Source organism: Aeromonas sp. S11(2024) (assembly GCF_041402345.1).
Classification (GTDB): domain Bacteria; phylum Pseudomonadota; class Gammaproteobacteria; order Enterobacterales; family Aeromonadaceae; genus Aeromonas; species Aeromonas veronii.
This window is the reverse complement of the sequence record NZ_JBGLRC010000002.1, coordinates 121,331-135,778: the sequence shown is the minus strand read 5'-3', so window position 1 is coordinate 135,778 and position 14,448 is coordinate 121,331. Positions and strand designations below refer to the sequence as shown.

14 protein-coding genes are annotated in these 14,448 nt (G+C 60.0%); 7 read left to right on the top strand and 7 right to left on the bottom strand.

Annotation, left to right across the window (positions count from 1 at the left end; translation table 11 throughout):
- Positions 1-28 precede the first annotated feature (28 nt).
- The 5 genes from lnt to miaB form a co-directional block, all read right to left on the bottom strand.
- A complete protein-coding gene (lnt, locus tag ACB040_RS02455; RefSeq protein WP_371153098.1) occupies positions 29-1,573 on the bottom strand; it encodes an apolipoprotein N-acyltransferase in 1,545 nt (514 codons plus the stop codon).
- A gap of 148 nt (positions 1,574-1,721) precedes the next feature.
- On the bottom strand, positions 1,722-2,606 hold the full coding sequence (gene corC, locus ACB040_RS02450; protein WP_005354092.1) for a CNNM family magnesium/cobalt transport protein CorC: 885 nt from the start codon (positions 2,604-2,606) through the stop codon (positions 1,722-1,724).
- 95 nt (positions 2,607-2,701) lie between these two features.
- Positions 2,702-3,166 carry an rRNA maturation RNase YbeY gene (gene ybeY, locus ACB040_RS02445; protein ID WP_371153096.1) on the bottom strand — a complete coding sequence of 155 codons (465 nt, stop codon included), beginning with the start codon at positions 3,164-3,166 and terminating at the stop codon, positions 2,702-2,704.
- The gene (locus tag ACB040_RS02440; RefSeq protein ID WP_005354086.1) at positions 3,163-4,212 is read right to left on the bottom strand and encodes a PhoH family protein; all 1,050 of its coding nucleotides are present in this window, start codon (positions 4,210-4,212) and stop codon (positions 3,163-3,165) included. The genes ybeY and ACB040_RS02440 overlap by 4 nt, the downstream gene beginning before the upstream one ends.
- Positions 4,213-4,266: 54 nt before the next feature.
- Complete coding sequence (gene miaB, locus ACB040_RS02435; protein WP_042082727.1) at positions 4,267-5,700, bottom strand: tRNA (N6-isopentenyl adenosine(37)-C2)-methylthiotransferase MiaB; 1,434 nt, start codon at positions 5,698-5,700, stop codon at positions 4,267-4,269.
- A 265-nt stretch (positions 5,701-5,965) separates the two neighbouring features.
- Between miaB and ACB040_RS02430 the strand changes: the two genes are divergently transcribed.
- From ACB040_RS02430 to ACB040_RS02415, 4 genes are all read left to right on the top strand, one after another.
- Entirely contained in the window at positions 5,966-7,129 is a 1,164-nt protein-coding gene (locus ACB040_RS02430) for an FAD-dependent oxidoreductase (protein ID WP_371153094.1), read from the top strand.
- A gap of 49 nt (positions 7,130-7,178) precedes the next feature.
- A complete protein-coding gene (locus ACB040_RS02425) occupies positions 7,179-7,745 on the top strand; it encodes a cysteine hydrolase family protein (RefSeq protein WP_139477366.1) in 567 nt (188 codons plus the stop codon).
- 132 nt (positions 7,746-7,877) lie between these two features.
- Positions 7,878-8,546, top strand: coding sequence for a cold shock domain-containing protein (locus tag ACB040_RS02420; RefSeq protein ID WP_371153211.1), 669 nt, complete (start codon positions 7,878-7,880; stop codon positions 8,544-8,546).
- Between the two features lie 199 nt (positions 8,547-8,745).
- The gene (locus tag ACB040_RS02415; RefSeq protein WP_103250756.1) at positions 8,746-9,684 is read left to right on the top strand and encodes a sensor domain-containing diguanylate cyclase; all 939 of its coding nucleotides are present in this window, start codon (positions 8,746-8,748) and stop codon (positions 9,682-9,684) included.
- Between the two features lie 92 nt (positions 9,685-9,776).
- Here the strand turns inward: ACB040_RS02415 and ACB040_RS02410 are convergent, their stop codons facing one another.
- On the bottom strand, positions 9,777-10,685 hold the full coding sequence (locus ACB040_RS02410; protein ID WP_040066838.1) for a LysR family transcriptional regulator: 909 nt from the start codon (positions 10,683-10,685) through the stop codon (positions 9,777-9,779).
- A gap of 116 nt (positions 10,686-10,801) precedes the next feature.
- On the opposite strand from ACB040_RS02410, the gene ACB040_RS02405 reads away from it, so the two are divergent.
- A complete protein-coding gene (locus ACB040_RS02405; RefSeq protein WP_335841269.1) occupies positions 10,802-11,047 on the top strand; it encodes a hypothetical protein in 246 nt (81 codons plus the stop codon).
- Between the two features lie 20 nt (positions 11,048-11,067).
- Complete coding sequence (locus ACB040_RS02400) at positions 11,068-11,718, top strand: HAD-IA family hydrolase (protein ID WP_338775011.1); 651 nt, start codon at positions 11,068-11,070, stop codon at positions 11,716-11,718.
- A gap of 114 nt (positions 11,719-11,832) precedes the next feature.
- On the opposite strand, the gene ACB040_RS02395 is transcribed toward ACB040_RS02400, so the two are convergent.
- A complete protein-coding gene (locus ACB040_RS02395) occupies positions 11,833-12,435 on the bottom strand; it encodes a nitroreductase family protein (protein ID WP_005348028.1) in 603 nt (200 codons plus the stop codon).
- A gap of 248 nt (positions 12,436-12,683) precedes the next feature.
- Here ACB040_RS02395 and ACB040_RS02390 point away from each other — a divergent pair, with 248 nt between their 5' ends.
- Positions 12,684-14,234 (top strand): sensor domain-containing diguanylate cyclase, encoded by a 1,551-nt coding sequence (locus ACB040_RS02390; protein ID WP_042082705.1) that lies wholly within the window; start codon positions 12,684-12,686, stop codon positions 14,232-14,234.
- Positions 14,235-14,448 lie beyond the last annotated feature (214 nt).

Genomic DNA, 14,448 nt, shown 5'->3' with positions numbered 1-14,448 from the left:
GTTGTTTATCAGGGATTGCGGATGGCCATTACAGCTCGCGGGCCCAGGGGTGAGCCTTGGGGCGCAGCGCCAGCGCCAGACCCAGCAGCAGCACGGTCAGGCCGTAGAGGGGCCAGCTGCCAAAGCGCAGGTAGGGGGTCTCGCCGTGGGCGGGACGTACCTCGCTGCGCAGCACGCCCGCTTCAAACTGCGGGATTTGGCCGATGATGCTGCCATCGATCTCGGTCACGATGGTGATGCCGGTGTTGGTGTCGCGCAGCAGCGGACGAGCCAGCTCCAGCGCGCGCATCCGGGCGATCTCCATATGTTGCCACGGGCCGATGCTGGTGCCGAACCAGGCATCGTTGGAGACGGTCAGCAGGAAGTCGGTATCGGTATTGACGTTGCGGCGCACCTCCTCCGGGAAGATGATCTCGTAGCAGATGGCGGCGGCAAACTTGAGCCCCTTGGCGATCAGGTTGGGCTGCACCTCGTCACCCCGGCTGAAGGAGGACATCGGCAGGTTGAAGAAGGGGGCGATGGGGCGCAACAGATCTTCAAACGGCACGAACTCGCCGATGGGCAGCAGGTGGTACTTGTTGTAGCGGTTGGAGTGGTTGTAGAAGTAGGACTCCTTGCCATCCGCATCCTGCACCCCCATGCCGAGCACGGTATTGTAGAAGCGCTGTTGCTGCTCGTCGTAGTGAATGATCCCCGCCAGCAGGCCGGTATCGTTCACCTTCATCGCCTTGTCCAGATTCTCCAGATAGGGGCCCATCGCCTTCTCGATGGCCGGGATCGCCGATTCTGGCCAGATGATGATGTCGGCATCCTGATTCTCGCGGCTCAAGTCCTGATAGGTGCGCACCGTGGGGGCCAGCGCCTCTGGATCCCACTTGAGGGACTGGGCGATATTGCCCTGCACCAGTGCCACCTTGACCGGCTCGCCACGGGTCACCCAGTTGAGCTGCATCAGACCGTGAGCACCTGCCACCAGCAGGGCAGGCACCGCCAGCCAGAGCGGGGAGCGGGATTTCCACACCAGCCAGATAGCGGAGGTGGACAGCAACAGGGCGAGGGTGATGCCCTGCACCCCGAGAATGGGGGCAAAGCCCTTGAGGGGGCCGTCGATCTGGCTGTAACCAAACCAGAGCCAGGGGAAACCGGTCATCGCCCAGCCACGTAGCCAGTCAGCCACCAACCACAGGGCCGGGAAGGCGAGCAGCCAGCGGCTCCAGTGACGGCCGCCAAAGAAGCGGGCAAAGACCCAGCAGGCGAGCGTCGGGTAGAGTGCCAGATAGGCGGAGAGCCCGGCCAGCAGCACAAAGGCGACCGGCAGCGGGATGCCGCCAAACTCGGTCATGCTGACATGGATCCACCACAACCCCGGCAAAAAGAGTCCCATGGCGTAGCCAAAACCGCGCCAGGCAGCCTGTTTTGGCGTGGCTTTGTCCAGCAGGGCGTAGAGGCCAAGCAGGGAGGGGATCACCAGCGGCCAGTAGCCGAAGGGGGAGAAGGCCAGCACGGCGATGGCACCAGAGGCCAATGCACTAAGGCTTAACAGAATTTTGGAAGTAACAGGGGATAATCTCACGGGCGATGGTGCTCGTCTTGGTGTGCAACTGGGGTCGAATGGCCGGTATCTTAACCTGTAAGCGGGGCAACGGCGAGCCTCGATGCCGGTGGCAGAGAGCACAACGCCCCGAGGTCGGGGCGTTGTTTCACACATCGAGCGGATCTGCCTATTGCGGCTCGGATTGCGCCGCCGCGTGGTGCTCGGGGATCTTCACCTGCAACTGCTGCAGACGACGCCGGTCGGCATGCATCACCTTGAACAGGTAGCCGTCCAGCTCGATCTCCTCGCCCTTCTTGGGCAGGTGGCTGAATGCGTGCATCACCAGACCGCCTACCGTATCCACCTCTTCATCGCTGAATTTGGTGCCGAAGAAGTCGTTGAAATCCTCGATCTCGGTCAGGGCACTGATGGAGAAGACCCGCTTGCTGAGGCGGCGGATTTCGTCCGGCTCATCCTCGATGTCGTCAAACTCGTCGTCGATCTCGCCCACGATCAGTTCCAGTATGTCTTCGATGGTCACCAGACCGGAGACGCCACCAAATTCGTCGACCACAATGGCCATGTGGTAGCGCTCTTCACGGAACTCCTTGAGCAGACGGTCAACCCGTTTGCTTTCCGGCACGATCACCGTGGGGCGCAAGATTTTCTCGAGCTGCAGCGGCTCGCTGGCGTGATGGCCGCCAAACCCGAAGGGGAGCAGATCCTTGGCGAGCAGAATGCCCTCCACATGATCCTTGTCCTCGTTGATCACCGGGAAGCGGGAGTGGCCGGACTCGATGATCACCGGCAGGATTGCATCCACCGGCTGGGACTTCTCGATGGTCACCATCTGGGAGCGGGGGATCATGATATCGCGCACGCGAAGATCGGCGATCTCCAGCACCCCCTCGATCATGTCCTTGGTGTCCTGATCGATGAGGTCGCGCTCTTCGGCATCGGCTATCACGTCTACCAAATCATTGCGGTCTTTTGGCTCGCCCTGGAAGAGTTGGCTGAGTTTGTCGAGCCAGGTTTTCTTCGGCGAGCCGGTACTAGGGTGATCGTCGGTCATTTTTTCTCTTGGTTACTCGTATGAACACACTTGAAATAGTTCGGGTTATATAAGGATGGCCATCTGCTGTTTCAAGACGATGACCATCCGGTTCTTTACTCTTCGTCGTTCAGATAAGGATCGGCAAAACCGAGCTCCTGCATGATGTCGCGCTCAAGCGCTTCCATCTCTTCGGCTTCCTCATCCTCGATATGGTCATAACCTAGCAGATGCAGACTGCCGTGCACAACCATGTGGGCCCAGTGGGCTATGAGGGGCTTGCCCTGCTCCTGTGCTTCCCGTTCCACCACCTGACGGCAGATCACCAGATCGCCGAGCAGCGGCAGCTCCAGACCGGGTGGCGCCTCGAACGGGAAGGAGAGCACATTGGTGGGCTTGTCCTTGCCGCGATAGGTGAGGTTGAGCTCGTTGCTCTCCGCCTCGTCGACGATGCGCACCGTCACTTCTGCCTCTTGCTGGAAGCCGAGAATGGTGCCGTCGAGCCAGCCTTGCAGTTGGGCTTCGGTGGGCAGGCTATCAGTGCTGGCACTGGCCAGCTGCAGATCCAGGGTTACGCTCATTGCTCGCTCTCTTTGCTGGAGTTTGTTTGGCCGGCCACCTTCTCGGCTGCCTGTTTGGCGTCGAACGCCTCATAGGCCTGCACGATGCGGGCCACCACCGGGTGGCGAACCACGTCTTTGGACTCGAAGAAGTTGAACGACAGACCATCGACCCCTGGCAGCACTTCCAGCGCGTGGCGCAGGCCGGATTTGGCGTTGCGCGGCAGGTCTACCTGGGTGATGTCACCGGTGACCACAGCCTTGGAGTTGAAACCGATGCGGGTCAGGAACATCTTCATCTGTTCGGTGGTGGTGTTCTGGGCCTCATCGAGAATGATAAAGGCATCATTGAGGGTACGACCACGCATGTAGGCGAGCGGCGCCACCTCGATGATGTTGCGCTCCATCAGCTTCTCGACCCGCTCAAAGCCCAGCATCTCGAACAGGGCGTCGTAGAGCGGGCGCAGGTAAGGATCCACCTTCTGGGAGAGATCCCCGGGCAGGAAGCCCAGCTTCTCGCCCGCTTCCACCGCCGGACGGGTCAGCAGAATGCGGCGAATTTCCTGACGCTCCAGCGCATCCACTGCTGCTGCGACCGCCAGGTAGGTCTTGCCGGTACCGGCCGGGCCTATGCCAAAGCAGATATCGTGGCGCACGATATTGGCGATGTACTGGGCCTGATTGGGGCTGCGTGGCTTGATGAGACCGCGCTTGGTCTTGACCGTCACCTCCTTGCCATAGGGGATGCTCGGCGCAGGTTCGTCATCCTGCTCCAGCACCCGCGACTCCTGAATGGCCAGATGGACCATGTCGGGGGTGATGTCGGTCACCTTGCCACCCTTGAGGGGCTGGGTTTCCACATAGAGGTGTTTGAGGATGACGGCGGCGGCATCCAGCTGGGCCGGTTTGCCCACCAACTGGAAGTGGCTGTCACGGTAGCTGATCTCGACGCCGAGGCGGCGCTCCAGCTGCTTGATGTTGTCATCGAAGGGGCCGCACAGGCTGGCAAGGCGCTGGTTGTCGGCGGGCTCCAGATGCAGATTCAGGGTCGAGATGTGTCGGCTCAAAATATCCTCGTCTCAAGGCGCTCCCCATCCGCCGGGCGAATGGGGAGGAGGGGATTAATGGGGAGTGAAGGCGGCAACGCCCAGCTCGTCCGGCACGTTATCCGGGCGACGGGCCAGGATCTCGCTCGGGGCGGTGGCGATCCGCAGGTTCATCTCGCTCTCGCCGCGGATGAACTTGCCGCGCAGGGAGTTGGGACGTACCTCGGTGATCTCCACGTCGGCAAAACCGCCGATCAGGGTGTGCTGGCCTTCGAAGTTGACCACCCGGTTGTTCTCGGTGCGACCACACAGCTGCATCGGGTCGAGCTTGGAGGGCCCTTCCACCAGGATGCGCTGGGTGGTGCCCAGCATGGCGCGGCCAATCTGCATCGCCTGGTTGTTGATGACGTGCTGCAGGCGGGCCAGACGGGCTTTCTTCACTTCCATGTCGACATCGTCGGGCATGTCGGCGGCCGGGGTGCCCGGGCGCGGACTGAAGATGAAGCTGAAGCTCATGTCGAAACCCACATCCTCGATCAACTTCATGGTCGCTTCAAAGTCTTCGTCCGTCTCGTTCGGGAAGCCAACGATGAAGTCGGAGCTGATGGTGATGTCGGGACGGGCGGCACGCAGGCGACGGATCTTGGATTTGTACTCCAGGATGGTGTGCGGGCGCTTCATCATGGTCAGGATGCGATCAGAGCCGCTCTGCACCGGCAGGTGCAGGAAGCTGACCACTTCCGGGGTGTCTTTGTAGACTTCGATGATGTCGTCGGTGAACTCGATCGGGTGGCTGGTGGTGTAGCGAATGCGATCGATACCGTCGATGGCGGCCACCAGACGCAGCAGCTCGGCGAAGGTGCAGATGCCGTCATCAAAGGTCGGGCCGCGGTAAGCGTTGACGTTCTGACCGAGCAGGTTCACTTCGCGCACGCCCTGCTGGGCGAGCTGGGCGATTTCGTAGAGCACGTCGTCCAGCGGTCGGCTCACCTCTTCACCGCGGGTGTAGGGCACCACGCAGTAAGTACAGTATTTGGAGCAGCCTTCCATGATGGAGACGAACGCGGTAGCCCCTTCGGCGCGCGGTTCGGGCAGGCTGTCGAATTTTTCGATCTCGGGGAAGGCGATATCAACCTGGGCACCACGGCCCTCTTGCACTTCCTTGATCATGGCGGGCAGGCGATGCAGGGTCTGCGGGCCGAACACGATATCCACATAGGGAGCGCGCTGGCGGATGGCATCGCCCTCCTGAGAGGCAACGCAGCCACCCACGCCGATCACCAGACCGGGCTTGTTGGCCTTGAGCTTTTTCCAGCGTCCCAGCTGGTGGAACACCTTCTCCTGCGCCTTTTCGCGGATGGAGCAGGTATTGAGCAGCAAGACATCTGCCTCTTCGGGCTCTTCGGTAAGGGTGTAGCCATTGCTGGCATCCAACAGGTCGGCCATTTTGGACGAGTCATACTCGTTCATCTGGCAACCCCAGGTTTTAATGTGAAGTTTCTTGCTCATTGCTTCTCTTGACTTGTTTTGAAATCGGCATGGTCAAAGGACCGCGCATTTTACTCCGCAATCTGGATACTGCCTAGCTAATATCCAGCTGGCAATGGTGCTCACCCGATACCTGTTGCCAGCAAGCTCAATAAGCTTTCTCCTTGATTTGACGCAGCAATTCCCCGTTTGTCTCACTGTTTATCAGCCGCCCTTGCGCTATCATGCTGCCATCCGGTTCACGTCCGGGCGCTGTCGCCGGACGCACCCTTTCAGGAATAAATGTATGGAACAGTGTGATATCGCCATCGTCGGCGCCGGCATGGTGGGCGCCGCCACTGCCTGTCTGCTGGCGGCTCAGGGTCTCTCGGTGCGGGTCATCGAGACCCAACTGCCGGAGCATTACGCGCCGGAGCAGCCGCTGGATCTGCGGGTCTCCGCCATCAGTCAGGCCTCGGTGGCGCTGCTGGAGCAGGCCGGTGCCTGGCACCATCTGCAGCAGATGCGGCTCTGCCCCTACCGCCGGCTGGAGACCTGGGAGCTGGACGGCTTTGCCACCCGCTTCAATGCCGCCGATCTCGGTCTGCCCCAGCTCGGCTACATCATCGAAAACCGGCTGGTGCAGCTCGCCCTGCTCAAACGGATGGAGGATTTTCCCACCATCCAGACCCACACCCCGGCGGCGGTGACCAGCCTGCGCCAGAGTGCAGATGACGCTGTGCTGACTCTGGACGACGGCACTGAGCTGGCGGCCCGCTGGGTGCTGGCTTGCGATGGTGCCGAATCCCACACCCGCAAGCTGGCGGGTATCGACGTATCGCGCTTCGAGTACCGCCAGCACTGCATGCTGATCAATATCGACACCGACTTTGCGCAGGAAGATATCACCTGGCAGCAGTTCACCCCGAGCGGCCCGCGCGCCTTCCTGCCGCTGCCCGGTCAGCACGGCTCTCTGGTGTGGTATGACAGCCCGGCCCGGATCCGGGCGCTGGCAGCCATGAGCAACGAAGGGCTTGCCGCCGAAGTGCGCCGCCACTTCCCGAGTCGGCTCGGTGGATTTACCGTCACCGGCAAGGGGAGCTTCCCGCTGGTGCGCCGCCACGCCAACGACTATCACGCCGGTCGGGTGGTGCTGCTTGGCGATGCTGCCCACACCATCAACCCGCTGGCGGGGCAGGGGGTCAACCTCGGCTTCAAGGATGTGGCCTGCTGGGTCGACTTGCTGCAAGGAGCTGGCGCCGACTGGCATCAACTGGCGTTGGCCGAGCGTTACGAGCGGCGCCGTTGCCCCGACAACCTGCTGATGCAGTCGGGGATGGATCTCTTCTACGGGGTGTTCAGCAACGAGATTGGCCCCCTCAAGCTGGCCCGCAATCTGGCCCTCAATCTGGCGGATAAAGCTGGCCCCTTAAAGGAGATGGCACTGCGCTATGCACTGGGGCTGGTTTGACAGGTAGGAACCAGATAACACGGGCTGAATGCGCGAAGGAGCAAAGGTGATGAACAAGGCACTGCTGGTGATCGATTTTATCAACGACATCGCCCACCCCGATGGGCGCATCGCCGCCTCCGCAGCCCATGTGCTGGAGCAGGATGCCATTGCGCATGCCAATCAGGCGCTGGCCCATGCCCGCGCCAACGGCTGGCTGGTAGTGCTGATCAAGGTCGGCTTTGACGGCGGCTATCAGCTGCAACCCAAGGGGTCTCCCATGTTTGGTCGCGCTCACCAGTTGGGGGCGCTCTCTTTGGCTGACAGCGGCACCGACTTTCATCCTGATCTGGATGTGCAACCCGGTGATCTGGTGCCGACCAAGCCCAGAGTGAGCCCCTTCTATGGCACGGCGCTGGAGCCTGCGCTGCGGGCCAATCACATCGACCACCTCTATCTGTGCGGGGTGAGCACCAGCTGGGCCATTCAGGCTGCGACGCGGGATGGTCACGATCGCGACTACGCCATCACCATTCTGGAGGATGCCTGCGCCGCCGCAGATGCCACAGAGCATCACACCTCGCTGCGGATGCTGGGTCGCATCGCCGAGATCATCAAGGTGTCCCGGCTGGCTTGATCCTTAACGCAGGCAGCATCCGAGCACCGTGTTGAGATTGACTCTGCGGCCCCCTGTCGGGCCGTAGCGCTTTTGGGCAACATGATTGTCGGGCAAGATAGTCTTCACATGGATAACAACAAGGATGGACAGATGCGTTATCAGGGACGGATCGCGAGCTGGAACGAGGCGCGCGGCTTTGGATTTATTACGCCGGAGCAAAATGGCGCCGAGCAGGCAATGAATGGAGCACGCAGTGCAGGGCTGTTTGTGCATGTTACGGCGCTGCAATCAGATGGCCGCGTGCCAGAGCCGGGGGAGCGTGTCACCTATCTGATCGGCAGTGGCCAGGATGGCAAACCGAGGGCGTTACAGGTCTTTTTCCCCGATCGCCCGCTCACGTTGGCGGATGCCGTGCCGTCGGCCGCATCATCAGCGGCACCATCGTTTCGGGCAGCAAGTCAGCCGCCACGCCCCACCTCGACCAGAGAGAGAAGTAACCCCTATCGACGTCGCAAGAGCAGCTGGAGTGGCAAATTGATCCCCCTGCTGGTGCTCGTCGGCCTCTTTTCCATCTATTCCCGTTTCTCGGCCGAGTCGATGGCGCCATTGCCGGTCTCCTCTTTCAATCAGGAGGAGGTCAGCACCTCGGTCAGCACGCCACAGACAACGACCTTTATTCGTCAGTGTGATGGTCGGCAGCATTGCTTCCAGATGACCTCCTGCGAGGAGGCAACCTGGTTTTTACAAAACTGCCCTGGTACCAAGATGGATGGGGAAGGAGATGGCATCCCCTGTGAAAATCAGTGGTGTGGTCATTAAATGTGACTTATCAGATACATATGATCATGATGTGCTCTTGTTATCCGGAACAGGGAAACTGGCCTGAAACCTTGCCGGATGATGTTCGATGGTGAAATTTGGTCTCAGTTGGCTAAGTGGGAATGGGGTGCTTTACTCTATCTGCTGACTTAATTGTTAATAGGTGGCGGTATGCCACTTTTGCCACAGGATGGCCACCATGGCGGATGAGATACAGACGCGGCAGAGTCACTTCGCCGAGCGAGCCCATCATCTGGCTGCGCTGCTGGATTCGCTGGAAGACCAGATATCGGTGATAGATCGGGATGGCGTGATCCATTACACCAATCTCGCCTGGGATCTGTTTGCCGAGCAAAACGGCATGCCCAAGGGATATAACTGGATTGGGGTCAATTACATGGGGGCTTGTGACGCTGAATCCGAGCCCTCTGGATTGGCTGCCGTGGAGGGGATCCTTCGGGTCATCCGTCATCAGCAGGAGAAGTTCTATCTGGAATACCCCTGCCACAGCCCCGACACCCAGCGCTGGTTTATGATGCGAGTAGCGCCGGTACCCGGGCTTGATGCCGAGTTTTTTTCCATCGCCCATATCAATATCACCGAGCGCAAGCTGCTGGAGCTGGAAGTTGCCAGCCTCTCCCAACATGATCCCTTGACCGGACTGGCCAATCGGCGGCTATTCAACAGCTTTTTGCATAACGAGTGGCGGCGCAGCATGCGTGAACATACTCCGCTCTCCCTCATCATGCTGGATCTGGATAACTTCAAGGCGTGCAATGACCATCTTGGTCATCAGATGGGGGATGGCTCCCTCCAGCTGGTGGGCCATCTTCTGCAATCCTTCTGCCAGCGTCCGGCGGATCTGCCCTGCCGTTTTGGTGGTGACGAGTTTGCTCTGATCCTCGGCAATACCGATCGAGATGCGGCCCAGCGGATTGGAGAGGAGATCCGCCAGGCCATCAACGATCTAGACATCGTGGTGGCAAATAATATTCAGCTTAGCGCCAGCATTGGCATTGCCACCTACACGGCTGAGCAACTGCTGGAGGGGGAAGGTGCGTTGCTGGCCGCGGCCGATGCGGCGCTTTATTGCGCCAAGGGGGCGGGTAAAAACCGTAGCCACTGCGCCAGCTGTTGAGCCGCATTGCCGCTTTTGTCCTGCATGCGCCCCCTTGATGGGGGCGCACTGTTTTGACGTGGCACGATGTTAGCTACCAGCAAGGGTTGGTTTCAGCGCTCGGGCGTGGCTGACACCGGCAGGGGATGGCTGGCGATCACCTGCCTGACGAAGTGATCCCGGATGGGGTCGGCAAAGTCCGGATTCCATACCATGCTGACCTCCCACTCGGAGCTGGGACCAGAGAGCGGATAGAGGGTGACATCGGGCCCTGCGATAAAGCTGACGCTGCGCGGCAGGATGGCGTTGCCTATGCCCGCCGCGACCAATGCCACCAGCGTCTGGATATCCTCGGCCTCCTGGACCATGCCGGTCAGCCGATTGGCGCCGAGAAAACCGGCGATCTGCTGGCTGAGCCCAGGGCAGCGGTGGCCCACCATCTGCAACAGGGGTTGACTGATCAGTGCCTGCTGGACGTCGAATGCGGCCGGGTCTGGCTCGGTCATCCGTGTCGGCACCGCCAGCACCAGCCGGTCGATCAGCAGTCTGTGCTCCTGCAACTGGGGCATCTGAGGTCTGCGCATAAAGCCAAGCTGCAACTGGCCGGAGAGCAACTGCTCCTGCTGGATGGCGGAGGGCATATCCTGCAGATGGACCATCACGTCCGTGACCTGCTGTTTGAAGCGGGCCACCAGCGCAGGGGCCAGTGCGAAACTCGACAGACCGAAGCCAATTTTGAGTCGACCGGCCACGCCGCTCGCCACCGCCAGCGCATGGCTTTCGAACTCCCGACCGTGCTCGACCAGCGCACTCGCCTGAGTGAGCAGTTGGGCACCGAGTGCTGTCAGCTCGGCACCGTGGCGGCCCCGTTTGAACAGGGTGCAGCCCAGCGTCTGCTCCAGCCCCTGGATCTGCTTGGTGAGGGCCGGCTGGGTGATAAAGAGGCGGCTGGCCGCTTCCCGGTAGTTAGCGGTGTCGGCCAGCGTCACAAACGCCTGCAGTTGCCTCAAGTCGAATCTCATTCCAATTGGTTATCCAAAGTGGCGATTTATTGATTATAAATTATCTAATCGCCTTGTTCTAATGGCTCTGCAAGGGGGGAATAGCCCTCCTCTGAACCGGAACAAGGAGCCATATCATGTCCACTCAACGTTATCTTTTTTTGATCAAGGGCACGCTGGTGCTGGCCCAGCCATTGGCGGCCCCGGAGACGGGGGAGCTGCTCGCCAGCCTGCTGCAACAGGGTTTTGTGGTCGGCCCCTTGCAGGTGTGGGCTGGCAGTGCCGAGCACGCGCTGGCCTGTTATGAGCGTGCAGCCCAGCAGCAGGCCTTTGCCGATGCGCTCTCTGGCTCTCTGCCCGAGCTGGCCGGGGTGCCTGTATGAGTGTCAGTATGAGTGGTGGCATGAACACGATCACCCTGTCGGTATCCGCCCTGCTGCTCGATATGGATGGCACCTTGGTCTGCTCTACCGGCGATGTGGAGAAGGTGTGGCGGCTCTGGTGCCAGTATCATCAGCTTGCCCCAGAGCCGGTGTTGGCTATGTGCCACGGTATGCGCTCACGTGAGGTAATCCGGGCGTTGGCCCCGCAGCTGGATGTGGAGCGGGAGGCGGCGCGGCTCGACGAGCTGGAGATGCTGCATACCGGTGGCGACGGCATCTTTGGGGCTGGCGAGTTGCTGCGCCGCTTGCCGCCAGAGCATTGGGCCATTGTGACCTCCGCCAGTGAGCGGGTTGCCCGCCATCGCCTGAGTTGTGCCAGTTTGCCGCTGCCCCACGTACTGGTGGGGGCCGAAGCAGTGATCAATGGCAAACCCGATCCCGAACCCTATCTGCTGGGGGCTGAACGGCTTGGCGTGTCGCCCGATTGTTGTCTGGTGTTCGAGGATGCCCCGGCCGGTATCGAGAGCGCCCTGCGCGCAGGTTGCACCGTGGTGCAGGTAGGGGGCGATGCGCCGCTCAATCCGGCGGTGGTGGCGGTGATCCGCGACTGGCGCGAGGTGAAGGTGGCGTTGGGGAAAGTCGAGTCCCTGCTGGTGACGCTGCTCACCTGAGCGGTGGAACGAGCGTATTACGACCGCAGATTGTGGTATGAACCATCGCCATCAACACTGTATGCCGCAATAAAAACGCCCCCGAGATGCGGGGGCGTTTTGCTTTCTCAACAGTTATTTGAAAACGCGGAAACGGGTGGCATCGTCGATAAAGGTCTTGTCACCGGCCGGTTGCTTGATGCTGCCAAAGGGCATCTGGGCGCGCAGCAGCCAGCTGGCGGGCAGGTTCCACTCCTTGCGTACCGCCTCGTCGATCAGCGGGTTGTAGTGCTGCAGGGAGGCACCGACTTTCTCCTGCGCCAGCGTCGTCCAGACCGCAAACTGGGCGATGCCGGTGGCATGTTCCGACCAGATGGGGAAGTTGTCTGCGTAGAGGGCGAATTTTTGCTGCAGATCCTTGATGACGTCGGTGTCTTCGAAGAACAGCACGGTACCAAAGCCTGCGCGAAAGCTGCCATCTACCTTGGCCTCACTCTGGGCGTAGGCCTCCGGCGGCACAATCTTTTTCAGCTCGGCTTTGACGATATCCCACAGCTTGTGGTGCTGGGCGCCAAACAGGATGACGGCACGGGAGCTCTGGGAGTTGAAGGAGGAGGGGCTGTGCCTGATGGCATCCTGGATCAGGGCCGTCAGCTGCTCCGGTGTATGGGACACCTGGTCGCCCAGGGCATAGATGGTACGACGTGCTTTGATCTGTTCGATAAACGGACTGCTCATAACATCTCCTTGTTCTGCTTGGCGTTGCAGCCGGTGATGGACGGTTTGTCCAGCGCCTGCCGAATCAGGTATAGACTATAACACCCGCGATGCAGAGCGGGGTTAACCCGGGGTAACTAGCGTTTTTCCTGTCAGTTGATATTCGTTTGCGAACCTTGACGTTTCGTTAGTGTTGGAAGTGTCATTTAAGGGGCGCGAAAGTGATATTAATCAATGATTCACTCTCCTTTCTCTCCCACAATCCCCGTATGTTTTCTTGGTTCGGATGTGATGTGAGCCGTTCGTATCTCAATAAACGCTACTATGTGCTGGTCCCCCTCTCTGCATTAATTGGTTTGATGATCCTGATAGTGACGATCATCATGGCTATTGCCAGCTATCTGAGGGATATCGACATGACGGTATCCGGTTTCGGCCACATGGCATCCTCCGTTGAAGCGTCCCTGATCCACGAGATGGTGAAGGTCAATGAGCGGCAACTGGCGGTGCTGGAGGCCTCGCTCGACAAGGAGAAGATCGCTCGCGGCGGGCTGGCCGACTCCCCCATCTGGGCCATTGCGCACAAGATCAAACCAGGCAACCACTACATCTACTTTTACAACCTGAACGCGGATCGTATCGACAGCTACCCGGACTGGCTACCGCCCCCCGGTTATCAGGCGGCGCTGCGACCCTGGTATCAGGTGACCACCATGCCGGGCGACGAGCTCGTCTGGTTTGGCCCCTACCCTGAATACAATACCAATGAACTGATACTCAGCCTGATTAAACGGGTGCGGGACGATCAGGGGCAACTGCTGGGGCTGCTGATGGTCGACATGTCGTTCGACTCGCTGCAGCAGGCGCTACAGCGGACGGTTGGTGGCAATCAGGCCGCACTCTATCTTACCTTGCGCGACAGCGGCCAGCTGGTGGTGGGCAGCAATATGGATCTGCTGGCAGATCATCCCATCGAGCAACATCAGGGCCAGCAGTGGCTCGGTCTGGATGTGTTGTGTCATGGCACTTTCCTTAAGCGCGAGCTGGCGGATATTGGCTGGGATCTCAATATCTATCTGCCGCCCGTGCTGTTTCGTAACAGCCTCTATGAGGCGCTGCAGATGGTGGTTTTGCCATTGATCTCCCTGTTTGCCATCTGGTGTTGCACGCTGAGTCTGCTGGTGCGGATCTTCCGCCAGGAGCAGGCGCTGGTGTCGGGGTCACTGACCGGTATCGTGCGCAATCTGGAGAGTTCTCCCCCTATCACCAAGGCCAATACCTGGTTTGTGCGACGCAGCCTGAACGAGATCGATCAGGTCAGGGCCAGCTTCCTCAAGGGGCAGGATGCGCTGTTGCGGGACCCTCTGACCGGTATCATGAACCGGCGAGCCTTCGAGCAGCACAAGAGCGCGCTGGAGCTGAGGGGGGAGCGCTTCTGGCTGCTGCTGTTTGATATTGATCACTTCAAAGGACTCAATGACAGTCGGGGTCATGCCTTCGGCGATCAGGTGCTGTGTCGGGTGGCCAACTGTCTTGCTGATGTGCTGGGGGTGAGCACGGTTTACCGGATTGGTGGCGATGAGTTTGCCGCTCTGCTGCAACAGCCACAGGATGAGTTGGCGGAGAAGCTCAATTGTCTGCTTGACGTGGTGCGACATCAACAGTGGCGTGAGCACAAGGGGCAGGTCACCTTGAGTATCGGCGGCGCCTGCCATTCACCCCTTGCCGACCCCATCTTCGAGCGTGCTGATGCAGCCCTTTATCGTAGCAAGGAGGCTGGCCGGGACTGCTGGCATTTGGCGGATGAGGCTGCTGACTGACAGCTTTTGTCCCAGCGCGGCGGGCCTGTGCCGGGACACGACAACCCGATTGTGGGTCACCCTGCCGTAATATTATGGCTTTTTGGTGATTTTAATCTTTAAATTCAATTGCTTGATTTTACTCTTCCATTCTGGGCGGTGGCCGTGCGGCCATTGACTGTCGCATCCCTCATTTCTGCCGGCTGGCGAACCCCGTGGCACTTTGTATAGTGCC